Source organism: Campylobacter sp. CFSAN093238 (assembly GCF_012898015.1).
Classification (GTDB): Bacteria; Campylobacterota; Campylobacteria; order Campylobacterales; family Campylobacteraceae; genus Campylobacter_D; species Campylobacter_D jejuni.
On sequence record NZ_CP040611.1, the window covers coordinates 1,049,392 to 1,070,580 of the forward strand.

Genomic DNA, 21,189 nt, shown 5'->3' on the forward strand with positions numbered 1-21,189 from the left:
AAATTTTAAAGCCCTAAATATTTCTTTCTAATCTCATCATCACCTATTAAATTTTTAGCCTCGTTTTCCATTACAATGCGACTATTTTCCAAAACATAAGCATAATCACTTATTTTTAATGCAGAATAAGCATTTTGCTCTACCAAAAGAATAGTTATACCCTCTTCTTTTAAACGCACAATAATATCAAAAACTTCACCCACAATCTTTGGAGCAAGTCCCAAAGAAGGCTCATCCAACATCAAAAGTTTTGGTTCACTCATTAAAGCCCTTGAAATCGCAAGCATTTGCGCTTCCCCTCCACTCAATGTTCCAGCTAAAGCATGCTTTTTACTTGCAAGTCTTGGAAAAAGTTTATACATTTGCTCTCTTAAATGCTCATAATTTTCAGCATTATTAAAAGCACCTATTTTTAAATTTTCCTCTACGCTTAAATTAATAAAAACACGCCTTCCTTCAGGAACTAAAGCTATACCTTTTTGAACTAAAGTATGAGTTAAATGCCTTTTAGTATCATAACCTAAGAAATTAACCTCACCAGTTCTTTTAACTGAGTTTAAAAGCGCATTTAAAGTTGAAGTTTTACCTGCTCCATTTGAACCTATAAGAGAAACAATATGACCTGTTTCCACTTTAAAATCAATCCCTTTAACAGCTTCAATTAATCCATAATAAACATGCAAATCTTTAACTATTAGCATCAAAATCCCCTAAATACGCAGCAATTACTTCTTTATGATTTACAGCATCGCAAAGTTTACCTTCAAAAATTGTTTTTCCATAATCAAGTACCAATACGCGATCACACAATTTATTTACAAATTTCATATCATGTTCTATAAGCAAAACGCTAATTTTATAATCTTTTCGTAATTTAAAAATGAGCTCAGCAAGTTCATCACTCTCAGAGCTATTCATCCCAGCGGCTGGCTCATCAAGCAATAATAATCTTGGTTGAGTAGCCATTGCTCTTGCAATCTCAACTTTTCTTTGTTGTCCATAACTCAAGCTAGTAGCCTTTTCATAGGCAAATTCTGCAATACCAAGTTCTTCTAATATTGCATAAGCCTTCTCTTTAAATACTTGTTCTATTTTTCCAAAACGCCCTAAATGCAAAAAGGCTTCAAAAATATTATATTTCATTTGTTTATTAAAACCAATAAGAACATTTTCAAGCACATTCATGCTTGAAAAAAGCCTAATATTTTGAAATGTTCTAGCTATTCCTAAATGCACAATCTTATGAGGTTTTAAGTGATCAATTCTTTCTCCTAGAAATTCAACCGAACCTGAACTAGGTTTATAGTTACCTGTTATAATATTAAAAAGAGTTGTTTTGCCAGCCCCATTAGGTCCAATTAAAGCAAAAATTTCACCCTCATTGATTTTAAAAGAAGTTTCATTAATAGCCTTAACACTACCAAAACTTTTTGAAATTTGTTTTAATTCCAAAATCATTTTTTGCTCCTTTTAAAACGCTTTTTAATCCCTCTAATCACATCACTCAACTCATAATAACCCATTATGCCTTTTCTTGCAAAAAGCATTACTAAAATCAGAACAATAGAAAAAACAACCATTCTAAGCCCTGGCGTTGATTGGATATCAAGATTTAAAGAATCTATTTTTATATTTAACTCATCTAAAAATCTAAGCCACTCACTTCCACCAATAACCAATATCGCACCTATAATAGCACCTGTAGTAGAACCAAGTCCACCTAAAACAATAATAATCAAAAGCTGAAAAGTAAGTAAAAAATCAAATTGAGTTGGAGATACGGTAGTCAACAGACAAGCTAAAAGTCCGCCACCTACACCTTCTAAAAATGCTGAAGTGCTAAAAGCTAAAGTTTTTATCCAAAAAGTATTTATTCCCATAGCACTTGCAGCATCTTCATCATCTCTTATAGCCTTCATTGCACGACCATATTTAGAATAAACTATATTTAAAATTAAAATAACCGCTACAATAGCAATACCACCTGTCCAATAGATCGTGGAAAATTGTGGAATATCTACCAGTCCTCTTGAGCCATTAGTAATAGAAGGAAAATTAATAGCAGCTATTTTAATAATTATTCCAAAGCCTAAAGTTACAATAGCCAAATAATCCCCTCTCACGCGAAATACAGCAAAAGCCAAAATCAGAGCAAGTAAAGATGAACAAATTCCAGCCACAATTAAAGCTAGAATAAAGGAATTTGAATGGATGGCTAAAATAAAAGAACTAGGACCATCTAAAAAAAACTGATCATTTTTCGCATCAGCACTTAAAAGAACTAAAGCAGCCGCATAAGCTCCAATCGCAACAAATCCATTGGGTTCTAGTGAAAATTGTCCAGTTACACCATTAATAAGGTTGTAACTCACAGCCAAAATAATAAAAATAGCAATTTGATTAACAATGTTTAATCCATAGTCCCCAAAAATATAAGGAGAAATGAAAATAAAAATAATTGAAGCAATTAAAAAGATTAAATGTGAAACCTTAATTTTAACCATCATTAAAACCTACTCTTTTCAAAATTTATACCTAAAATTCCCGTAGGCCTAAATAACAATATAAACACCAAAAAAATAAAAGCAAATGCATCTTTAAAGCCTGATAAATCTGGAAAAAAAGCCACAACAACAACTTCGGTAAATCCTATAATAAGTCCACCCAAAACTGCACCTACTACAGAACCTATACCTCCTAAAACTGCAGCAGCAAAAGCTTTTAAACCTATTAAAGTTCCCATAGTAGGTTCAACAGAGTAATAATTTGCAGCCCAAAAAACACCCCCAACTGCTGCCAAAGCTGAACCTAGGGCAAAAACTATAGCAATAATACGATTTGCATCTATACCCATTAAATTTACTGTTTGTATATCAAATGCCAAAGCACGAATAGCTATACCATATTTGCTTTTATACAAAATCCATAACACTGCTATTAAAATAACAAATGTAAGAGCAGGAACCATTAAAGAACCATAAGTTGTTATCACTCCGCCAAAATTAACACTTTCCTCAAAATAACTTGGCGGTGTAAAAGTTCTAGGTGTTGAAGTAAAAAGCATATTAAAAAGATTTTGCAAGAAAAAACTAATACCAATTGCTGTAATCAACAATGAAATTCTAGGAGCCTGTCTTAAAGGTTTATAGGCGATTCTATCTGTAGCTATTCCAACACAAGCAGCAAAAATCATTGCCAAAGACAAAGCTCCTAGAAAAGGAACATTTAGATTAGTCATGCAAAAAAGAGCTGCATAAGCACCAACCATCATAATATCGCCGTGAGCAAAATTAATAAGTCTTAGCACGCCATAAACCATAGTATAGCCAACAGCAATAAGGGCATACATACTGCCCAAACTAAGTCCATTAACAAGTTGTTGTAAAAATAAAGTAGAATCCATAATCTTTCTATTTTTCCTTTAAGGATTGATAATATCTTTATAATTTTGCTTTTGATTTTTAATTTCTTTAACCACTACAGAACGAGTTGCATTTCCTGTTTGATCAATACTGATAACACCAGAAACACCTTGATAATTTTTAGTTTGGTGAATTTTTTCATTGACACACTTACTAGTAAGATTTTCAACGCAAGCATTCATAGCATTTAGCATTACAAAATACGCATCAGCACCCATAGCCGAAAAATTTGGAACTTCTTTTGTTCCTTTAGCTTTTTCATAAACACTGATAAATTCTTTGCTTAATTTTGTAGTTGGATTATTAGCATCAAAACTATCTGTGAAAATATACCCCTCGCTTGCATCTCCAGCTAAACTAATAAAAGTTTGATCAGCAACTCCATCTGCAGAACCCATAGGAATATTTAAACCTGCGAGTTTTGATTGTCTTGCAAATAAAGAAGCTTCGCTATAATAAAGCGGTAAAAAAATAAATTCTGGATTTAAACTTTTAACTTGAGCTACAATAGCTCTAAAATCTTTATCACCTGAATTAACTCTTAAAATTCTAAGAATTTGACCACCATTAGACTTGTACTGTTTTTCAAAAGCTTTTGCTAAACCTAAGGAATAGTCAGTGCTTTGATCTACTACAATAACAGCACTTTTGTAATTAAGTTTTGAAAAAACATATTTTGCTAAAGATGAACCTTGAAAACTGTCCATAAAACATACTCGAGAAGAATATATTTTTTTATCAAGCAATCTATCACCAGTTGCAGCAGGAGCGATCAATGGAATTTTATTATCTTCTGCTACGCGCATAACTTGCAATGTATTAGCAGTAACCATTTCCCCTATAAGGCCTATAACTTTATCTTGAGAAACTAAACGATTTGCTCCACTCGAAGATTCTAATTTATCACCTTTAGTATCAATAATAGCAAGAGAAACCTTATCTCCATTACTTAAAGCTGATTGCATTGAATTTGCAAGTTTAATCCCTTCTAGTGCGCTTTGTCCATATGCTGCAGTAGCTCCGCTAAGCGGTAAAACAACTCCTATTTTGACTTCCGCAGCACTTAAACTTAAACTTAGAATACTTGCTAAAATTAAACTTTTTTTCATTCTCTACCTTTATTTTAGTAATTATGGATTTATAATTGTTTTATAATTTTGTTTTTGATTTTGAATTTCTTTAATCACAACAGAACGAATGGCATTACCGCTTTCATCTATGCTAATCACACCACCAACAGCTTGAAAATCTTTAGCTTGATGAATTTTGCTATTAATACATTCGCTGCTAAGATTACCAACGCAAGCATTCATAGCATTTAACATTACAAAATACGCATCAGCCCCCATAGCCGAAAATGCTGGAAGTTCTTTTGTTCCTTTAACTTTCTCATAAGCTGCAACAAAATCTTTTCCTAATTGTGTAGATGGATTGTTATAATCAAAACTATCAGTGAAAATTACTCCATTAACAGCACTTCCGCCAAGATCTATAAAAGTTTGATTGTTAACACCATCTCCTGCTGCTAAAAGTTTATCAAAACCAATTTGTCTTGCTTGTCTCGCAATTAAAGCAGCTTCAGGATGATAAATAGGCATATAAACAAAATCAGGATTTAAACTCTTAAGTTGAGAAACCACAGCTCTAAAATCTTTATCTCCTGAATTAATAACAAGTTTTTTTATAATTTTCCCACCATTATTCTTAAAAGAATTTTCAAAAGCTCTTGCCAAACCTAAAGAATAAACATTGCTTTGATCTATGATGATAACAGCATTTTTAAGTCCTAAATCCTTAGATACATAAGTAGCAAATTTATCTCCTTGAAAACTATCTTTAAAACAAACTCTACTTGCATATTTCTTTTTATCTAGCAATTTATCTCCAGATGCCACTGGAGCTATTAGGGGAATTTTTTTCTCTTCTGCTATAGAAATAGCTTGAATGGTATTTGGAGTTGTAGCTTCACCAATAATCCCAAGGACTTTATCTGTTGCTATTAAACGATTAACTCCATTTGAAGTTTCAAGCTTATCTCCTTTTGTATCTATTGTGATAAGTTTAATAACATCTCCATTTGAAAGTTTTGGCTGTAGCTTATTAGCCAGTTCAATTCCGTTAAAAACATCTTGCCCATAAGCTGCCACAGTTCCAGTTAAAGGTAAAACTACTCCTATATTAATATCCTTAGCATATAAGCAATTTACCATAGTTAAAACACTTAAAGTTAAAGTTAGTTTTTTCATAGCATTCCTTTTAATTATAGTTTTTACATTTTATTTTAGAAATATATTATGTTTTGTTTTTTGCGCAGGTTCTTCTTCAAGAAGATCTTTTACTTGCAAATCAAGCGCAAAATTTCCACCTTTAATATAAGCAATAATATTATCTATATCCTCGTGGCTTAAATTTCTAGCATAAAAAGCCATTTGAGAAGCTGTTGTAGAACTGCTACTATCAAGAGTATAACCTATCAAAGCTCCTTTAATATCCTCAGGAGACATATCTTTTAAAATTCTAGATCCTATAACACTCTTTTCAGCATTATCTCCATGGCAAGTATTGCATTTATTTTGAAAATACAAAGCCTTCGCTTTTTCCATATCATATTGCTTATTTGCATCAAAGGTATAAGTAAAAAATGATTTCAAGTTAATACCAAAAAGCGCAACAACAAATATTGAACTAATAAACAACCAGCGTGCAATCATGATTTTCCTTATTTTATTGTAATTTCTGTTTGTGTTTTATTTTGATATCTATGTGTTTTTTTGTTGTATTTTTTTTCTTTTTTAATATCATAGCGATAACGAACAGTCCCTGAAACTTCTATATCTTTAAAGACTTCATCTAACGGAGCTGCAAAAACAAAATGATTTAAAATCATACCAATTAAAAATATTTTTTTCATTTTTATTCTTTAAACACAAAAAAACGATTATATCAAAAAAAGATAATCCTTGTTAATGACCACCTTTGTGTAAAAAATAAAGTCCTACACAAAGAGCTAAAATCGATCCAGCAAGAAAAGCCATATCCACAGGAGTAGCAAATTTCATCTGTAAAACCCTTTGAAAGAAATTTACCACTAAGACCATAATGATAACTTTTGCAAGCTTGTCTTTTAATTGATCTAAGCTATGCACCTCTAAAACCTTGCTTTGTTTTGTTTGTTTAAATTCTTCTATTTCGCTGATAAAAAGCTCATAAACTCCAAAAGAAAAAATAAACAAAACTAAAGCCATAAGATAAAGATCAACAGCTCCTATAATTAAAGCCACCACATCCTCATGCAAATCCACATTAGAACCTGCATCAAAAAAATAATTATAAGTATAAAATATAACTTTTAAAACATCATAACTTGCAATAAAAAACAATACAAAAGCTCCAATTAAACCAAAAATTACGGGTAAAATTGTAACAATACGACTTCTAACAAGTAAAGATTCAAATATTTTCTCTAACATTTTTTTCCTTATTTATTTTTTAATTCTAACCATTTTTGCGCAATACGCACAGCATTTGTTGCAGCACCTACACGAATTTGATCCGCCACACACCAAAGATGGAGTATTTTTTTATCATACACATCAGCACGAATTCTTCCTACATAAGTTTCATTAGTATCGCTAGTCATTAAGGGCATAGGGTATTTTTTATTTTTAGGATCATCTATGACAATAACACTTGGTGCTTTTTCTAAAATTTCTTTAGCTTTTTTTACATCTATTTCTTTTTCAAAATGCATAGTAATGGCTTCGCTATGACTTCTTAAAACAGGCACTCTTACACAAGTTGCCGAAACTTCTAAATTTTTATGTAAAATTTTTTGAGTTTCATTGACCATTTTAAGTTCTTCTTTAGTGTAATCATTATCCATAAAAACATCAATTTGTGGAATAAGATTAAGTGCTAAAGTATAAGGAAAAGTTTGAGGTTCAAATTCATCAAGTTTAAAAGCAAAAAAACTTTGCATGGCTTCAACCAATTCTTGCATTCCTTCTTTTCCTGCTCCACTTGCAGCCTGATAGGTACTTACATCAACACGCTTTAAATTAAATGCATCATTTAAAGGTTTTAAAACTTGCACCATTTGTATAGTAGAACAATTTGGATTAGCAATAATCCCTGTTTTTTTCCAATCTTTAATATCCTCAGGATTGCATTCAGGAACCACCAAAGGAACATCTTTTTCCATTCTAAAATGACTTGTATTATCAATTACAATAGCACCTGATTCTACTGCAAATTTAGCATATTTTTCACTCACACTTCCACCTGCGCTAAAAAAAGCAATATCAATAGGATTTTCTTTAAATACATTTTCGGTAAGTTCTTTGACTTTATAAGCTTTGCCTTTAAATTCTACTTCACTACCTACACTTTTTGCACTTGCTAAAGGTAAAATACTTTCCACTGGGAAATCAAGTTCATCTAAAACATTTAAAAGCTCTTCCCCAACCGCACCAGTAGCACCCACAATGGCTATTTTTTGTTTTTTTGACATTACTTATCCTTTATTTGATATTTTTTAATTTTTTCATTTAAAATTTTTATATCCATACCTAAAATTTGAGAAGCTTGATCCTTGTCATAATCTACACTTAAAAGAACTTCACAAATCAATTCTTTTTCTAAATTCTTTACATCTTTTTTTATACTTCTAGCTTCTAAGAACAAATCTTCACTTGAAATTTCATCATTTTCACTTAAAATACAAGCTCTTTGTACAACGGATATTAATTCTCTAATATTACCAGGAAAATCATATTCAAGTAAAGCATTTTTAGCTTCTTGACTGAGCTGTTTTTCCTTAAAATCATATTCTTTACAAGTATCTTCTAAAACCTTTTGAGCTATACCTAAAATTTCTTCTTTACGCTCTCTTAAAGGCGGGATATTAATAGGAACAGTGTTTAAACGATAATATAAATCTGAACGAAATTCGCCATTTTTTATTTTTTCATCCAAATTTGCATTAGTTGCACTGATAATTCTTACATCTATTTTGATGCTTTTTGTACTTCCAAGTCGCGTAATTTCTTTTTCTTGCAAAGCTCTTAAAAGTTTGGCTTGAATTTCATAAGGCATTTCGCCAATTTCATCTAAAAATAAAGTGCCCTCATTAGCCATTTCAAAAAGCCCTATTTTAGTTGCATTAGCATCAGTAAAAGCACCTTTTTCAAAACCAAAAAGCTCACTTTCAATCAAATTTGCAGGAATGGCTGCCATATTAATAGCAACAAAAGGCTTATTAGAGCGTTTAGAATGAGTGTGAATATAACGAGAAAATACCTCTTTTCCTACTCCACTCTCTCCAAAAAACATTACAGAGGCATCAGTTTTAGCCGCTTTTTGACTTAAATTTAATGTTTTTTCTAAATTAGGAGAAGTTGAAAAAAAATCTTTATTTTCTTCTTTTTTTTCATTTTTTTTGCTTTTTTTATCGGCTGTTTTTTCTCTTATGATTTTAGCACGCTTAATAGCCTCGACTAAAGTATCAACATCAAAAGGCTTGGTTAAAAAATCTTTTACTCCCAAACGAACCGCTTCTATAGCACGGCTTAAAGTAGCATTTCCTGTCATAATAATAAAATCATATTTATTTTCACAGGCTTTAACAAATTCTATACCATCAATTCCTGGCATATTAATATCTGTAATAATCAAATCTGTATTCTCATCTATTTTTTTTAAAGCTTCAGTAGCAGATTTATAAGATTTAATATTAAATTCTTCATACTCTGCTAATGCAATTTCTAAGGATTTGCGCATATTAATATCATCTTCTACTATGACTAAATTCATCCTAAGCCTTTTAAAAAATTTCTACTATAGTATCCAATTTGCGCTTAATTTTGAATTTACTTTTTTTTAAGATAATAAATTATCGCATTTTGTTCGCCAAATTCCACGGTAAAACGCAAGGGTAAAATTTTAACATAAGTTTCACTTTGAGCACGTAATAAGTCAGTATTAACAATATCCTTAACACTGATTCTAGCCCCTATAAAGCAATCGCTTAACTCATCTTTATGAGAATTTAAAAAATTAAATTTAATTGTTTTTGGCATATTATCATCAATCAATCCTAAAGAAGTTCGAGGTAAAACTTTTAAATCTTGATCACTATAAGAAATTTCACATACCCATTGTTCTTCAACATTTTCGCTTTGCGTCATTGCTAAGGATAAATTTTGATTTTGATGAAAGAGAATGAAATTTTTACTAGAAAGCTCTGCCCAAAAAATAAATTCATCTTGGGCAAAAAGCTTAAAGCTAAGAAAGATTAATAAGCAAACAATTCTTTCCACTTGTCTGCATCGATTTTAAGTTCTAAGTTTACCCTATAAAGCCCTTGATTAAAATTCTGATCAATAATACTTGCATTTTTTATCAAACCATTTACTTGCGCAGTAATAGTTGAACTTCTAAGCATTGCATCTTTTACGGTGTCTTTACCATTCACTTTCACACCATAAAGCTTACTTGCAAGCTGTCTGTAAGCATCTGTAATCGCTGCTCTTTTTGCTAAAGCTAGGGCTTGAGCAGTAGAAACTGTATTCATCGGAGCAATCCCTTCACCAACTGCTGTAAAACTAAGTTCCGTTTCGCTAGCATCTGGAGCCAACATTTTTTCTTCTCTGATAATATCACGCACATCATCTTTATCGACTTTTTGCACGATAACATCTTGAGATGGGGCAGTGCTATTTGCACTTGAATTTTTAGTTGCACTGTTTGCACTTGATACACAACCAGCGAAAATTCCTGCTATTGCTAGCATAAAATAAATTTTTTTCATTTTTACACCTTCAAAATATTGTAATTAGTAAAATAAAAAGCAATAAGCGTTCCAACTTTAAACTTATTACAAATCTAAACCAAAGTTTTCATCGCTTAACTCATCCTCATCATTTTCCTCTTTAGGACACTTAGCGATGCTAACCACCTCGTCATTTTCCACATTAACTACAATGACACCACTCGTATTACGCCCTGCTTTTCTAATGCTTTGCATATCAACACGTATCATCTTGCCTGAACTTGTAAGAGCCATCAAATCCATAGTTTCATCTACTATAACTACGCTAATAAGATCTTTGGTTTTTTCTGTAAGTTTCATACAAATTACACCCTTACCACCTCTACTTTGTAATCTATATTCTCCAGCATTTGTGCGTTTTCCTATACCTTTTGCACTTATGCTTAAAATTTCTTGCTCATCATTTTCTATAACAACTGCACCTACTAATTCGTCATTTTTCTCTTTAAACTTAATAGCCGTCACCCCACGACTTACACGGCCGATTTCACGCACTTTAGCAAGTGGGAATTTGATACACATACCTTTTTTGGTTACTGCAAAGAGCATTTTACCTTGTGTGCTTACACTTTCTTCATTTTCAAGATTTTCATCATCTAAATTTTCAATTTCTTGATTTTCTAAATTTTCTTCACCACCAGTGGCAAAAATTTCATCTTCATCTCTTTGAACAATAATAGCAGTTACCAACTCATCATTTTCATCCAAGTTGATCGCTCTAACTCCTACACTTCTGATATTTTGATATTCACTCAAATTTGTACGCTTTACAATACCATTTTTAGTAAAGAAACATAAAGATTTACTCTCATCAAAATCCGTGGTTGGAATAATAGCCATGATTTTTTCTTCAGCTTGTAAATTAATAAGATTTACCACTGCTTTTCCTTTGGCCGTTCTTGAGCCTTCAGGAATTTTATAAACTTTAAGCCAATAAAGCTGTCCACGATCTGTTACAAACATAAGTGTATCATGTGTATTTGCCGTAAAGAAACTTTCTATAAAATCATCATCATAAGTCGTAACGGCTAATTTTCCTTTTCCGCCTCGTTTTTGCTTTTCATATTGTTTACTAGGCACACGCTTAATATAACCACGATGCGTAATAGTTACAACCATATTTTCATTAGGAATCAAATCTTCAATATCAATATCATCATAATCATCTTCAATTTGAGTAATACGTGGCACATCAAATTTACTTCTAATTTCTTTTAATTCATCGCGAATTAAATTTTCAAGCAAGGTTTCACTTTTTAAAATTTCTTCAAGTCTTGCAATTTCTTTCATTAATTCTGCAAGTTCATTTTCGATTTTTTCTCTTTCAAGTCCTGTTAAACGACCAAGTTTCATATCTAAAATAGCATTCGCTTGAAGCTCACTAAGACCAAATTTAGCTACCAAAGAATCTCTTGCGGTATTATTATCAGAACTATTTTTAATTAAAGCAATCACTTCATCTATATTATCAAGTGCAATTTTAAGACCTTCTAAAATATGAGCTCTTGCTCTTGCCTTTTGAAGTTCAAAAATCGTTCTTCTAATAATAACTGTTTTTCTATGGGTTAAGAAAAGATTTAAAAGTTCTAACAAAGAGAAAATTTTAGGTTCTTTATTGTGAATTGCCAACATAATCACACCAAAAGTACTTTCCATAGTAGTAGATTTAAATAGATTGTTTAAAACAATTTCACTCATAGCCTCACGTTTAAGCTCTATAACAACGCGGATTCCTTCTTTATTGCTCTCATCTCTTACTTCAGATATTCCTTCAATTTGCTTTTCTTTAACAAGCTCTGCAATCTGCTCTATAAGCCTAGCTTTATTGGTTTGATAAGGAAGCTCATCTATAACAATAACATCTTTATTTGTCTTTTTTTCAATATGAGTTTTAGCGCGCACTTTCACGCGACCACGCCCTGTGCGATAAGCTTCTATAATACCTTTTTTACCATAAATTATTCCACCTGTTGGAAAATCTGGACCTTTGATAAACTGCATAATCTCTTCTAAGCTTACATCTTTACTATCAAGCAAATATAAAAGTCCATCTATCAACTCATTTAAACTATGAGGTGGGATGTTTGTCGCCATACCTACAGCTATACCACTTGAACCATTTAATAATAAATTTGGAACCCTAGAAGGTAAGACATCAGGTTCACTTTCTGAACCATCATAATTTGGAACAAAATCGACCGTATCTTTATCTATATCTTTTAAAAGCTCATGAGAAAGTTTACTCATTTTTGCTTCAGTATAACGCATCGCAGCAGCGCTATCACCATCTATAGATCCAAAGTTGCCTTGTCCTGTAATACTTGGATATCTCATAGAAAAATCTTGAGCCATTCTAACCAAAGCATCATAAACTGCTGTATCTCCATGTGGATGATAACGACCTATAACAGCACCCACTATACGGGCTGATTTGACAAAATCTGTTCTACTTTTTGCCTCATCATTTTGCATAGCATATAAAATTCTTCTATGAACAGGCTTTAAACCATCTCTTGCGTCAGGCAAAGCACGACCTATAATAACACTCATAGAATAGTCTAAGTAACTACCTTTTATAGAATTTTCTATATCTACAAGTTCAATATCAGAATCTTTGCTAAAAATATTCTCCATAAAAATCCTTCTATTAGTTCAAAGTTTTGATTATAGCATATTAAACTTTTGCATCAGCTAAAACAAGAGCAAAAAGTACAGAAATTTTATTTTCTTCTAAAACTTTTTTAGCTTCCAAAAGGCTAGAACCAGTCGTTACAATATCATCTACTAAAATTACAGGTTCGTGAATGGTTTTTAAGAGTTTGTAATTTCTTTTATGTTTTTGACGAAATTCTAAACTTTTTCCAGAATATTTAATATGATTTTGTGCTTTTAAAACATTAAAAACAGGTTTTACAAATTTTGTTTTAAGATATCTAGCTAAAATAGCAGAATGCGAATAAAGCATATCTTCAACCTTATCATCTAAAGCTATAACATTAATTGTCATTCTAGGATCAAAAAAATCTTTAAATTTTGCAAAACTTAATTTAGCAAGCATTTTATAAACAAAATAACCATAAAAATAATGTTTAGAGTGAAGCAAGTGTTGTATTTCATGGTATTTATAAAAAGAATAGACTTTGAAATTATTATCAAGCTTTCTTACATTTAAGGAAAATTCAGAAAGCTCTAGCTCGCATAATTCACAAAAGCAAAGCAGAGCAAAAGCTCCGCAATTTATACACCTCAAAGTTCAGAGATTAAACTAGCTGCTTTATTTGCCATTTGTTTTATTAACAAATGAGTATAAAAAGTTGTTTCTTTTAAATCATCAAAACCTTGTACATCTTGCTTGGTACGGATTGTAAATTTCTTATTTTTATTTATATCACTAACTTGTAAAACTCCTACTAGTTTTGAATGTAATCCTATAGCATCTTGAGTTGCTCCATAAGATATAAATTCTAAATCAATCTTACTCACATAAGGTGAATTTTGATCGTTATTGTCAAGCACAACTATTCCTCTAGCTTCAAGTTCTTGTTTTAAATAAGTATAAAATACCGCATTAAAATTCACATCAACAAATAACTTTTTCCCTTTAGCATTTAAAACCTTTTGCCCTTCTTTTAAATCATAAAATCTATGTAAATAAACCTTTTTCAAAGCAATACCAGTGTCTAAAGTGCGTTTATTGGCACAACATTGAATTCCAACATCGCTAATGTATAAAAGCCCTTTAATCTTTGCTTCAAAACCACCAGGACTTTCACAAGAACTGCATTGAGAATTTTTAGAAATTTGATTAACTTGAGCAAAAGTATCTTGTTTAGTTGCACAAGCACTCAAAAATAAAATAGGCACTATAAAAATCAAAAATTTTTTAAACATTTTTTCTCCTTAGAAAATTATTTTAAAATTGTATTAAAAATACAAGCAAATTTCAAGCCAAGTTTTAAATTTATCATCAATCTATCTTTAAAACACTCAAAAAAGCCTCTTGAGGTAAATTTACCTTACCTATAGCTTTCATTCTTTTTTTACCTTCTTTTTGCTTTTCTAAAAGCTTTCTTTTTCTAGTAATATCCCCACCATAACATTTTGCTGTCACATTTTTACCCATGGATTTAACAGTTTCTCTTGCGATGATTTTATTTCCAATACTTGCTTGAATGGCCACTTCAAAAAGCTGTCTAGGAACTATTTCTTTCATAGCACTAACAAGTTCTCTTCCTTTACTTTGCGCTTTTTCATTAGGCACGATAATGCTTAGCGCATCAACATTTTCACCCGCTACCTTAATATCAAGTTTTACCAAATCCCCTACTCTAAATTCTATAGGCTCATAATCAAAACTCGCATAACCTTTTGTTAAGGACTTTAATTTATCATAAAAATCCATCACAATCTCATTTAAAGGCACATCATATTCTAGCAAAACACGCTCAGGTGTGATATAGTCCATTTTAACCTGTACTCCTCTTTTGCGATTTAAAAGAGTGATTAAATTCCCTAAAAATTCACTTGGAGTAATGATAGTAGCTTTAACATAAGGCTCTTTTATATGATCGATTTTATTAACAGGAGGAAGCTCGCTAGGATTTTGAATTTTAATAAACTCTCCATCGGTTTGATAAATTTCATAAGTCACAGTTGGAGCTGTAGCAATCAAATCAAGATTAAATTCTCTCTCAAGCCTTTCTTTGATAACTTCCATATGTAAAAGCCCTAAAAATCCTACCCTAAAACCAAAGCCTAAGGCCAAAGAAGTTTCAGGCTCATAAGTAATAGAACTATCATTAAGCTTTAATTTATCCAAAGCATCTCTTAAATCTTCAAATTTATCCGTTTCTATAGGATAAAGTCCCGCAAATACAAAAGCTTTAGCCTTTTCAAAACCACCTATGGCTTCTTTAGCTTTGTTTTTTACCAAAGTGATGGTATCGCCTACTTGTACATCACCTACGGTTTTAAGCCCTAAAACCACCACACCTACTTCGCCTGATTGTAAAGATTGAGTTTTAATTGGACTTAAAGGGTGGGGATAAAAAAGATCTTGAACTATATGTTTTTTATCCGTACTCATGACTAAAACTTCATCGTTTTTAGCAATACTTCCTTCATAAATCCTAACCAAAGCCAAAGCACCCAAATAATTATCAAACCAAGAATCATAAATTAAAGCCTTAGTAGGAGCTTCATCATCTGTTTTTGGTGCAGGGATTTTAGTAATAATTGTTTCTATAAGCTCTTTTATACCCACTCCTGTTTTTGCACTCACACAAATTGCATCTTTGCAATCTATACCTATAATATGCTCGATTTCATGCTTTACTTTCTCAACATCAGCATTAGGTAAATCGATTTTATTAATCACAGGAATGATTTCAAGATTATTTTCAAGCGCTATATAAACATTAGCTATAGTCTGTGCTTCAACACCTTGAGAAGCATCTACTACAAGCAAAGCTCCTTCACAACTTGCCAAAGAACGACTCACTTCATAAGAAAAATCCACATGGCCAGGAGTATCAATAAGATTTAAAACAAAATTTTCATTATTAAATTTATAATTTAAACGCACTGATTGTGCTTTTATGGTGATACCACGCTCTTTTTCTATATCCATAGTATCCATAACTTGTGAACTCATCTGCCTATCGCTAATAGCACCACACTCACTAATAATCCTATCTGCAAGAGTAGATTTTCCATGATCTATATGAGCTATAATAGAAAAATTTCTAATATTTTTTACCGACAAAATTTCATCCTAAATATAAAATTTTAAAGCTAGGATTTTAACAAAATTTATGTTTAAAACAAATAAATTTTATTTTATATAAAAAACTTCAATTGAAATTTATATAAAACATATTAAAATATCAAAATGTTTGAAAAATATTTAAAATCAGCTATATTTTTAGCTCTTTATCCCTTAGCAATGTTAGCTTCTAATTTGCACGAATTTATAGCACTAAGTCAAAATAATGAATCCTATCTCATTAAGCAAATGCAAAGCGAACAAGCAAATTTAGACAAAGAACAAGCTTTTAGAAATTACCTACCCTCTCTTAGTCTAAACTCAGCTTATGTAGCCAACAATAAAGATCGCTTCATTATCGATCCACAAGAAAGTTTATTTGCTAAAGTTTCTCTTAATTTTTTGCTTTTTGATGGGGGTGCTAGAGAGGCTAATTTAAGAGCTTTAGAAAGCAGAGAAAAATTAAGCCTTTTAGACAAAGAACAAAATAAAAATTACCTTGCCCTAAATGCAATCACACTTTATTTTAACACCTTAAGTCTTGAAAAAATTTTACTAGCCAATCAACAAAAAGTATCTTTTTTAAAATCAACTTTTGAAAGATTGCAAAAATTTTACGACGCAGGACTTAGCCCTAAAGATGAACTTGAAAGCATTAAGGCTAAATACCATTTAAGCTTATTAGAGCTCAGTCAAAATGAATTAAAACTTGCCAATATACAAAAAGAGATTAAAATTTTAAGCGATACAGATTTTAAAGTGCAAGGGAATGCTTTTTTAGAAAATCCGCAACAAGAAAAAAGTCAAAACTATGAAGTAATGATAGCTAAAGAACAAATCAATCTTGCTAAAGAAAGTGTAAATTTAGCAAAAGCTGAATATTTTCCAAAATTTTATATTCAAGATAATTTTAACTTTTATAAAAACAATTATAATCCAAAAGTTCCAGCTCCTTTTGCAAATTTAGCGGATCAATTCTTAGAAAAATATTCTCAAGGTAATCAATTTATTTTAGGTATGGAATGGAAAATTTTTGATTTCAATGCAAGGGCGAAAGAAGTTGAAAAAGAGCGTTTAAATGTTCAAATAGCCAATGCAAATGCAAGATTTAGCGAGAGAAAAAATAAAGAAGAATTAAATTATTTAGACAAAAGTTTAAAAGTTTTACAAGAACAAATTTTAGCTCTTAATCTTAGCTTAAATGCTGCAAATTTAGCTTTTGAAAGTGTAGATAAAAAATACCAAGCAGGACTTGTTTCTTATGTAGAATATCTTCAAGCTTTAGAGGTTAAATTTAAAGCACAAAGCGATTTAGAGCTTGCTAAAAATGAATTTGAAATTACTAAAGCAAATTATTATTTTAATGCGGGTATAGATCTTAATTCAAAGGTTAAAGAATGAAAAAAATTCTATTTTTACTTCTTGTTTTTAATTGCGCCTTTGGCGAAGAAATTTACGCAAGTTTCAATGTAGAAGCATCAAAACAAAGCAAACTTGCCCTTGAAAGCATAGGTTTGGTTCAAAAAATTCCTGTAGAAATTGGACAAAAAGTCAGCAAAGGAGAACTTTTACTTGCTCTTGATCAAGAAAGTGAAAAAATAGCTCTTCAAAATGCTCAAAATTCTTATCAACTTGCCCTTGTAGAATACGAAAATACCAAAAGTAGGATGCAAAAAATCAAAGCTGTAGAAAATGTTATAGACAAACAAAGCTATGAAGATATGAAAGCTAAGTTTGATGCTGCTAATTTAAATTTAAACAAAGCAAAAATCAATATAGCTTATTATAAAAATATCATGGCAAAAAAAGAATTACGCGCACCTTATGATGCTATTATCGCAAACAAATTTATACAAGTGGGCGAAGGAGTAGGAGGAGTAGCTCAACCTTTAATAGAAATTTTTTCCTATCCACAAAGCAAACTGATTTTAAGTTTTGATGAAAAATATAAAGATAAAGTTAGATTAGGCGATGATTTCTTTTATAAAATCGATCAAAATGGTACAGAATTGAAAGGAAAAATCAGCCTTATTTATCCAAGTATAGAAGTAAAAACAAGAAAAATTTATGCTGAAGTGCAAACCACAAATCTAACACCAGGGCTTTTTGGTGAAGGTAGAATCATCACTAAAGATTAAAAATGTTTAAACTGGCTATAAACCGACCTATTACCGTGCTAATGTTTTTCTTAGCTCTTATGATTTTTGGGCTAATCTCTGCTTTTAGCATGAGTGTAAATTTATTTCCTAATGTTTCCATACCTCTTATAAAAATCACAAGCAAGATAAATGGGGATTTAAATTTCGTAGAATCAAAAGTCACTAAAGAAATAGAAAATGCTTTAAGTGAAATCGATGGAGTAAAGACCATAACCTCAGCTGCATATGATAATTTTAGTGTAAGTGTAGTCGAGTTTAAACTGGGTAAAAATCTTGAAGTAGCTGCCAATGATGTGCGTGATAAAATAGGAACTTTAAGCCTACCTTCTAAGCCTGAAATTGAAAAAATCAGTTCAGATTCTGGTTCTGCTATTTCACTTTTTCTATATTCTAAAGATAAATTACAACTCATGCGTGAAATCAATGACAAAATAAAACCTTTTTTGCAAAGAGTTGAAGGAGTAGGTAAAATCGAAGCTAAGGGGTTTTTAGAACCCCAAATTCGCATAGAATTAAAACCAAACGAACTTAGAAAATACAATCTTAACGCCCTTGATGTAGCAAATATCATCAAAAGTCAAAATTTTAAACAAGCTCTAGGCGAACTTAACAACAATCAAGATAACTATATCATCAAAGGCTATTTTGAAGCCACAAATTTAGAAGAACTTAGCAATCTTCGCATAAAAACAGGAGTATTTTTAAGTGATATTGCTAATATTTCAAGCCTTTATGAAGATGAAAAACAAAGTGCTTTATACGAAGGTAAAGAAGGGGTGCTTTTAGAACTCGGAAAAATCACAAATTATAACACCCTTGAAATGATTAAAAATGTCAAAAATGCCTTGCCTATTTTAGAAAAACAAATTCCAAAAGATATAAGCATTAATATGCTTTATGATAAAAGCTTAAATATCCACAAGCACCTTTCTCAAGTGATTTTTGATATGGTTTTGGGGATTTTTCTAACCCTTGTTATCGTGTTTTTATTTTTAAGAAATTTAAGTGCAACTCTCATTGCTTGCATAGCTATACCTACTTCTATCATTTCAACTTTTTTTATTATCGATCTTTTAGGCTATGATTTAAACCGCTTAACTTTTATAGCTTTAACCTTAAGCATAGGAATTTTTATCGATGATGCTATAGTAGTGATTGAAAATATTGCTAAAAAACTAAAAACTTATCCGCCTTTACAAGCTGCTTTTTTAGGTATCAATGAAATAGGTTTTAGCGTTTTAAGCATAAGTATAGTTTTACTTTGTGTTTTTATCCCTATTTCTTATATGAACTCTATATCAGGGCTTTTTTTCAATGCCTTAGGCATAAGCGTTGCAAGTGGGATAGTTATAAGCTTTTTGGTTTCTGTATTTTTAATACCTAGTATTGGGGCAAGATTTTTAAATCCAAAAGAAAGCAAGTTTTATGAAAAAACAGAAGCTTTTTTTGAAAAAATAGAGCAAAAGTATGAAAATTTACTCTATAAAATTTTACAAAATAAAGTAAAATTTATCCTAGCCACTCTTGTTTTTATAGGGCTTTCTTTTGCTTTAGCCACTCGCATAGGGCTTGATTTTTTACCTATGGAAGATGATAGTGAAATTCAAGTTTTGCTTGAAAGCAAAAAGGATTTAAGTTTAGAAGCCATGAAAGAAAAAAGTTTAAATTTGCTTGAAAAAATCAAAAATGATAGCAATGTCAAATACGCTTTTTTACTTGTAGGCTATGATGATGCCAAAGATGCTACAAAGGCTAAAATTTATGTTAAACTTAAAAATTTAGACGAAAGAAATTTAAGACAAAGTGCCATAGTAAGTTTATATCGTCAAAAATTTCAAGATGAAAGTTTAAAAATCAAAATTTTAGAACTTCCAAAGATAGAGGGTGCAGGCATTGATGATCCCGTGCAATTTTTAATCTTAGGAGATGATTTAAACACTCTGAAAGAAGCTGCTTCTCAGGCAAAAGAAATTTTAGGCACTAATGCACGCATTGTAGATATAAGTGATAATGCTAATGCTACAAAAGATGAAGTAGCCTTACACATCAACAAAGAAAAAGCCAAACTTTTAGATGTCAATCCTCAATATATCGCTGGGGTTTTAGGGTATTCTTTCTCGCAACTTAGCGTAGGAAGCATGGATAGAGGCAATTCAAAAGATGATATTATCCTAAGTTTTGCTCCAGAATTTAAAAAAGACATAGAAGCTTTAAAGCGCATTAGCATTAAAAACAACCAAGGTATAAATTTAGAACTTTCAAGCGTGGTGGATTTTATATACAGTAAAGATTTAAAAACTATCAATCGTTACAATAAAAACCGCTCTGTGAAAATCACAGCTGGAGTGAATGATCTTTCCTTAGGAGCGGTGCAAAAACTTTTACTAGATAATATGGATAAAATTTTAAATAACAATCCAAGTCTTAGCTATGCTTTTTCAGGCTTTATCAATCTTTTAGGTGAAACCGTGCAAGGTTTTGCTATGGCAGTAGCACTTGCTTTTGTTTTAATTTATCTTGTTTTAGCCGCACTTTATGAAAGTTTTATTCTGCCTTTAATCATCATGATAACCATGCCTTTAGCCTTTGGCGGAGCTTCTATAGGGCTTTTTATCACAGGGCATAATTTTTCACTTTTTGTACTTATTGCCATCATCTTACTTTTTGGTATGGTGGGGAAAAATGCTATTTTACTCGTAGATGTAGCTAATAAAAAATGCCATGAAGGTTTAGATCCCGATAAAGCTCTTTTAATCGCTGGAAAATCGCGCTTAAGGGCTATATTGATGACAACTTTTGCTATGATTTTTGCTATGCTCCCACTTGCTCTTTCAAGGGGTGCGGGCTATGAAGCTAATTCTCCTATGGCAATAGCCATTATCTTTGGACTTATAAGTTCGACTTTGCTTACCTTACTCGTAGTACCTGCACTTTTTAAATTTTGTTTTAAACTAGATAGCAAATTAAGAAAAATTTATGAGAGAGAAAAATTAAATTAACCAAAATGATTAATTT

The 21,189-nt window shown here is 31.2% G+C and carries 20 protein-coding genes; 3 read left to right on the forward strand and 17 right to left on the reverse strand.

The window, feature by feature from the left end; translation table 11 throughout:
• Nucleotides 1–5 precede the first annotated feature (5 nt).
• The 17 genes from FBF21_RS05460 to lepA form a co-directional block, all read right to left on the reverse strand.
• Nucleotides 6–701, reverse strand: coding sequence for an ABC transporter ATP-binding protein (locus FBF21_RS05460; protein ID WP_052796713.1), 696 nt, complete (start codon nt 699–701; stop codon nt 6–8).
• Nucleotides 688–1,458: an ABC transporter ATP-binding protein gene (locus FBF21_RS05465; RefSeq protein WP_002853599.1), complete on the reverse strand. Its 771-nt coding sequence runs from the start codon at nt 1,456–1,458 to the stop codon at nt 688–690. The genes FBF21_RS05460 and FBF21_RS05465 overlap by 14 nt, the downstream gene beginning before the upstream one ends.
• On the reverse strand, nt 1,455–2,507 hold the full coding sequence (locus FBF21_RS05470; protein WP_002854133.1) for a branched-chain amino acid ABC transporter permease: 1,053 nt from the start codon (nt 2,505–2,507) through the stop codon (nt 1,455–1,457). Before FBF21_RS05470 ends, FBF21_RS05465 begins: the two co-directional genes overlap by 4 nt.
• The gene (locus tag FBF21_RS05475; protein WP_002852952.1) at nt 2,507–3,403 is read right to left on the reverse strand and encodes a branched-chain amino acid ABC transporter permease; all 897 of its coding nucleotides are present in this window, start codon (nt 3,401–3,403) and stop codon (nt 2,507–2,509) included. The genes FBF21_RS05470 and FBF21_RS05475 overlap by 1 nt, the downstream gene beginning before the upstream one ends.
• An 18-nt stretch (nt 3,404–3,421) precedes the next feature.
• On the reverse strand, nt 3,422–4,531 hold the full coding sequence (locus tag FBF21_RS05480) for an ABC transporter substrate-binding protein (RefSeq protein ID WP_002852953.1): 1,110 nt from the start codon (nt 4,529–4,531) through the stop codon (nt 3,422–3,424).
• Between the two features lie 21 nt (nt 4,532–4,552).
• The gene (locus FBF21_RS05485) at nt 4,553–5,668 is read right to left on the reverse strand and encodes an ABC transporter substrate-binding protein (protein WP_052803158.1); all 1,116 of its coding nucleotides are present in this window, start codon (nt 5,666–5,668) and stop codon (nt 4,553–4,555) included.
• Between the two features lie 30 nt (nt 5,669–5,698).
• Nucleotides 5,699–6,133 carry a c-type cytochrome gene (locus tag FBF21_RS05490; protein WP_002853050.1) on the reverse strand — a complete coding sequence of 145 codons (435 nt, stop codon included), beginning with the start codon at nt 6,131–6,133 and terminating at the stop codon, nt 5,699–5,701.
• Nucleotides 6,134–6,141: 8 nt separating this feature from the next.
• A complete protein-coding gene (locus FBF21_RS05495) occupies nt 6,142–6,333 on the reverse strand; it encodes a mini-MOMP protein (protein WP_002853004.1) in 192 nt (63 codons plus the stop codon).
• A gap of 52 nt (nt 6,334–6,385) precedes the next feature.
• A complete protein-coding gene (locus FBF21_RS05500; RefSeq protein WP_002852919.1) occupies nt 6,386–6,892 on the reverse strand; it encodes a YqhA family protein in 507 nt (168 codons plus the stop codon).
• Nucleotides 6,893–6,900: 8 nt separating this feature from the next.
• Nucleotides 6,901–7,932: an aspartate-semialdehyde dehydrogenase gene (locus tag FBF21_RS05505; protein ID WP_002859182.1), complete on the reverse strand. Its 1,032-nt coding sequence runs from the start codon at nt 7,930–7,932 to the stop codon at nt 6,901–6,903.
• Nucleotides 7,932–9,233: a fla regulon two-component system response regulator gene (gene flgR, locus FBF21_RS05510; protein WP_002867162.1), complete on the reverse strand. Its 1,302-nt coding sequence runs from the start codon at nt 9,231–9,233 to the stop codon at nt 7,932–7,934. The genes FBF21_RS05505 and flgR overlap by 1 nt, the downstream gene beginning before the upstream one ends.
• 56 nt (nt 9,234–9,289) lie before the next feature.
• A complete protein-coding gene (gene flgQ / locus FBF21_RS05515) occupies nt 9,290–9,739 on the reverse strand; it encodes a flagellar assembly protein FlgQ (protein WP_002852929.1) in 450 nt (149 codons plus the stop codon).
• Nucleotides 9,715–10,230 carry a flagellar assembly lipoprotein FlgP gene (gene flgP / locus FBF21_RS05520; protein ID WP_002859181.1) on the reverse strand — a complete coding sequence of 172 codons (516 nt, stop codon included), beginning with the start codon at nt 10,228–10,230 and terminating at the stop codon, nt 9,715–9,717. Before flgP ends, flgQ begins: the two co-directional genes overlap by 25 nt.
• 66 nt (nt 10,231–10,296) lie before the next feature.
• Nucleotides 10,297–12,885, reverse strand: coding sequence for a DNA topoisomerase (ATP-hydrolyzing) subunit A (gyrA, locus tag FBF21_RS05525; RefSeq protein WP_011049870.1), 2,589 nt, complete (start codon nt 12,883–12,885; stop codon nt 10,297–10,299).
• A 40-nt stretch (nt 12,886–12,925) separates the two neighbouring features.
• Entirely contained in the window at nt 12,926–13,501 is a 576-nt protein-coding gene (locus tag FBF21_RS05530) for a ComF family protein (RefSeq protein WP_002853564.1), read from the reverse strand.
• The gene (gene mapA / locus FBF21_RS05535; RefSeq protein ID WP_002852941.1) at nt 13,498–14,142 is read right to left on the reverse strand and encodes an outer membrane lipoprotein MapA; all 645 of its coding nucleotides are present in this window, start codon (nt 14,140–14,142) and stop codon (nt 13,498–13,500) included. The genes FBF21_RS05530 and mapA overlap by 4 nt, the downstream gene beginning before the upstream one ends.
• Before the next feature lie 76 nt (nt 14,143–14,218).
• On the reverse strand, nt 14,219–16,015 hold the full coding sequence (gene lepA / locus FBF21_RS05540) for a translation elongation factor 4 (protein ID WP_002868661.1): 1,797 nt from the start codon (nt 16,013–16,015) through the stop codon (nt 14,219–14,221).
• A 126-nt stretch (nt 16,016–16,141) separates the two neighbouring features.
• On the opposite strand from lepA, the gene cmeD reads away from it, so the two are divergent.
• Genes cmeD through cmeF form a run of 3 tightly spaced genes read left to right on the forward strand, consistent with a single transcriptional unit; the run spans nt 16,142 to nt 21,173 of the window.
• Nucleotides 16,142–17,416 (forward strand): multidrug efflux RND transporter outer membrane subunit CmeD, encoded by a 1,275-nt coding sequence (cmeD, locus tag FBF21_RS05545; protein WP_002852947.1) that lies wholly within the window; start codon nt 16,142–16,144, stop codon nt 17,414–17,416.
• Nucleotides 17,413–18,153 carry a multidrug efflux RND transporter periplasmic adaptor subunit CmeE gene (cmeE, locus tag FBF21_RS05550; protein ID WP_002797145.1) on the forward strand — a complete coding sequence of 247 codons (741 nt, stop codon included), beginning with the start codon at nt 17,413–17,415 and terminating at the stop codon, nt 18,151–18,153. Before cmeD ends, cmeE begins: the two co-directional genes overlap by 4 nt.
• A gap of 2 nt (nt 18,154–18,155) precedes the next feature.
• Entirely contained in the window at nt 18,156–21,173 is a 3,018-nt protein-coding gene (cmeF, locus tag FBF21_RS05555; protein WP_038401396.1) for a multidrug efflux RND transporter permease subunit CmeF, read from the forward strand.
• Nucleotides 21,174–21,189 lie beyond the last annotated feature (16 nt).

What these genes read in the sequence shown, in the direction of transcription:
- cmeD (WP_002852947.1), top strand. Translation starts at nt 16,142, where the DNA reads ATGTTTGAAAAATATTTAAAATCAGCTATATTTTTAGCTCTTTATCCC.
- cmeE (WP_002797145.1), top strand. Translation starts at nt 17,413, where the DNA reads ATGAAAAAAATTCTATTTTTACTTCTTGTTTTTAATTGCGCCTTTGGC.
- cmeF (WP_038401396.1), top strand. Translation starts at nt 18,156, where the DNA reads ATGTTTAAACTGGCTATAAACCGACCTATTACCGTGCTAATGTTTTTC.
- flgP (WP_002859181.1), bottom strand. Translation starts at nt 10,230, where the DNA reads ATGAAAAAAATTTATTTTATGCTAGCAATAGCAGGAATTTTCGCTGGT.
- FBF21_RS05480 (WP_002852953.1), bottom strand. Translation starts at nt 4,531, where the DNA reads ATGAAAAAAAGTTTAATTTTAGCAAGTATTCTAAGTTTAAGTTTAAGT.
- FBF21_RS05465 (WP_002853599.1), bottom strand. Translation starts at nt 1,458, where the DNA reads ATGATTTTGGAATTAAAACAAATTTCAAAAAGTTTTGGTAGTGTTAAG.
- FBF21_RS05475 (WP_002852952.1), bottom strand. Translation starts at nt 3,403, where the DNA reads ATGGATTCTACTTTATTTTTACAACAACTTGTTAATGGACTTAGTTTG.
- FBF21_RS05460 (WP_052796713.1), bottom strand. Translation starts at nt 701, where the DNA reads ATGCTAATAGTTAAAGATTTGCATGTTTATTATGGATTAATTGAAGCT.
- FBF21_RS05495 (WP_002853004.1), bottom strand. Translation starts at nt 6,333, where the DNA reads ATGAAAAAAATATTTTTAATTGGTATGATTTTAAATCATTTTGTTTTT.
- FBF21_RS05485 (WP_052803158.1), bottom strand. Translation starts at nt 5,668, where the DNA reads ATGAAAAAACTAACTTTAACTTTAAGTGTTTTAACTATGGTAAATTGC.
- FBF21_RS05500 (WP_002852919.1), bottom strand. Translation starts at nt 6,892, where the DNA reads ATGTTAGAGAAAATATTTGAATCTTTACTTGTTAGAAGTCGTATTGTT.
- gyrA (WP_011049870.1), bottom strand. Translation starts at nt 12,885, where the DNA reads ATGGAGAATATTTTTAGCAAAGATTCTGATATTGAACTTGTAGATATA.
- flgR (WP_002867162.1), bottom strand. Translation starts at nt 9,233, where the DNA reads ATGAATTTAGTCATAGTAGAAGATGATATTAATATGCGCAAATCCTTA.
- FBF21_RS05490 (WP_002853050.1), bottom strand. Translation starts at nt 6,133, where the DNA reads ATGATTGCACGCTGGTTGTTTATTAGTTCAATATTTGTTGTTGCGCTT.
- mapA (WP_002852941.1), bottom strand. Translation starts at nt 14,142, where the DNA reads ATGTTTAAAAAATTTTTGATTTTTATAGTGCCTATTTTATTTTTGAGT.
- FBF21_RS05505 (WP_002859182.1), bottom strand. Translation starts at nt 7,932, where the DNA reads ATGTCAAAAAAACAAAAAATAGCCATTGTGGGTGCTACTGGTGCGGTT.
- FBF21_RS05470 (WP_002854133.1), bottom strand. Translation starts at nt 2,507, where the DNA reads ATGATGGTTAAAATTAAGGTTTCACATTTAATCTTTTTAATTGCTTCA.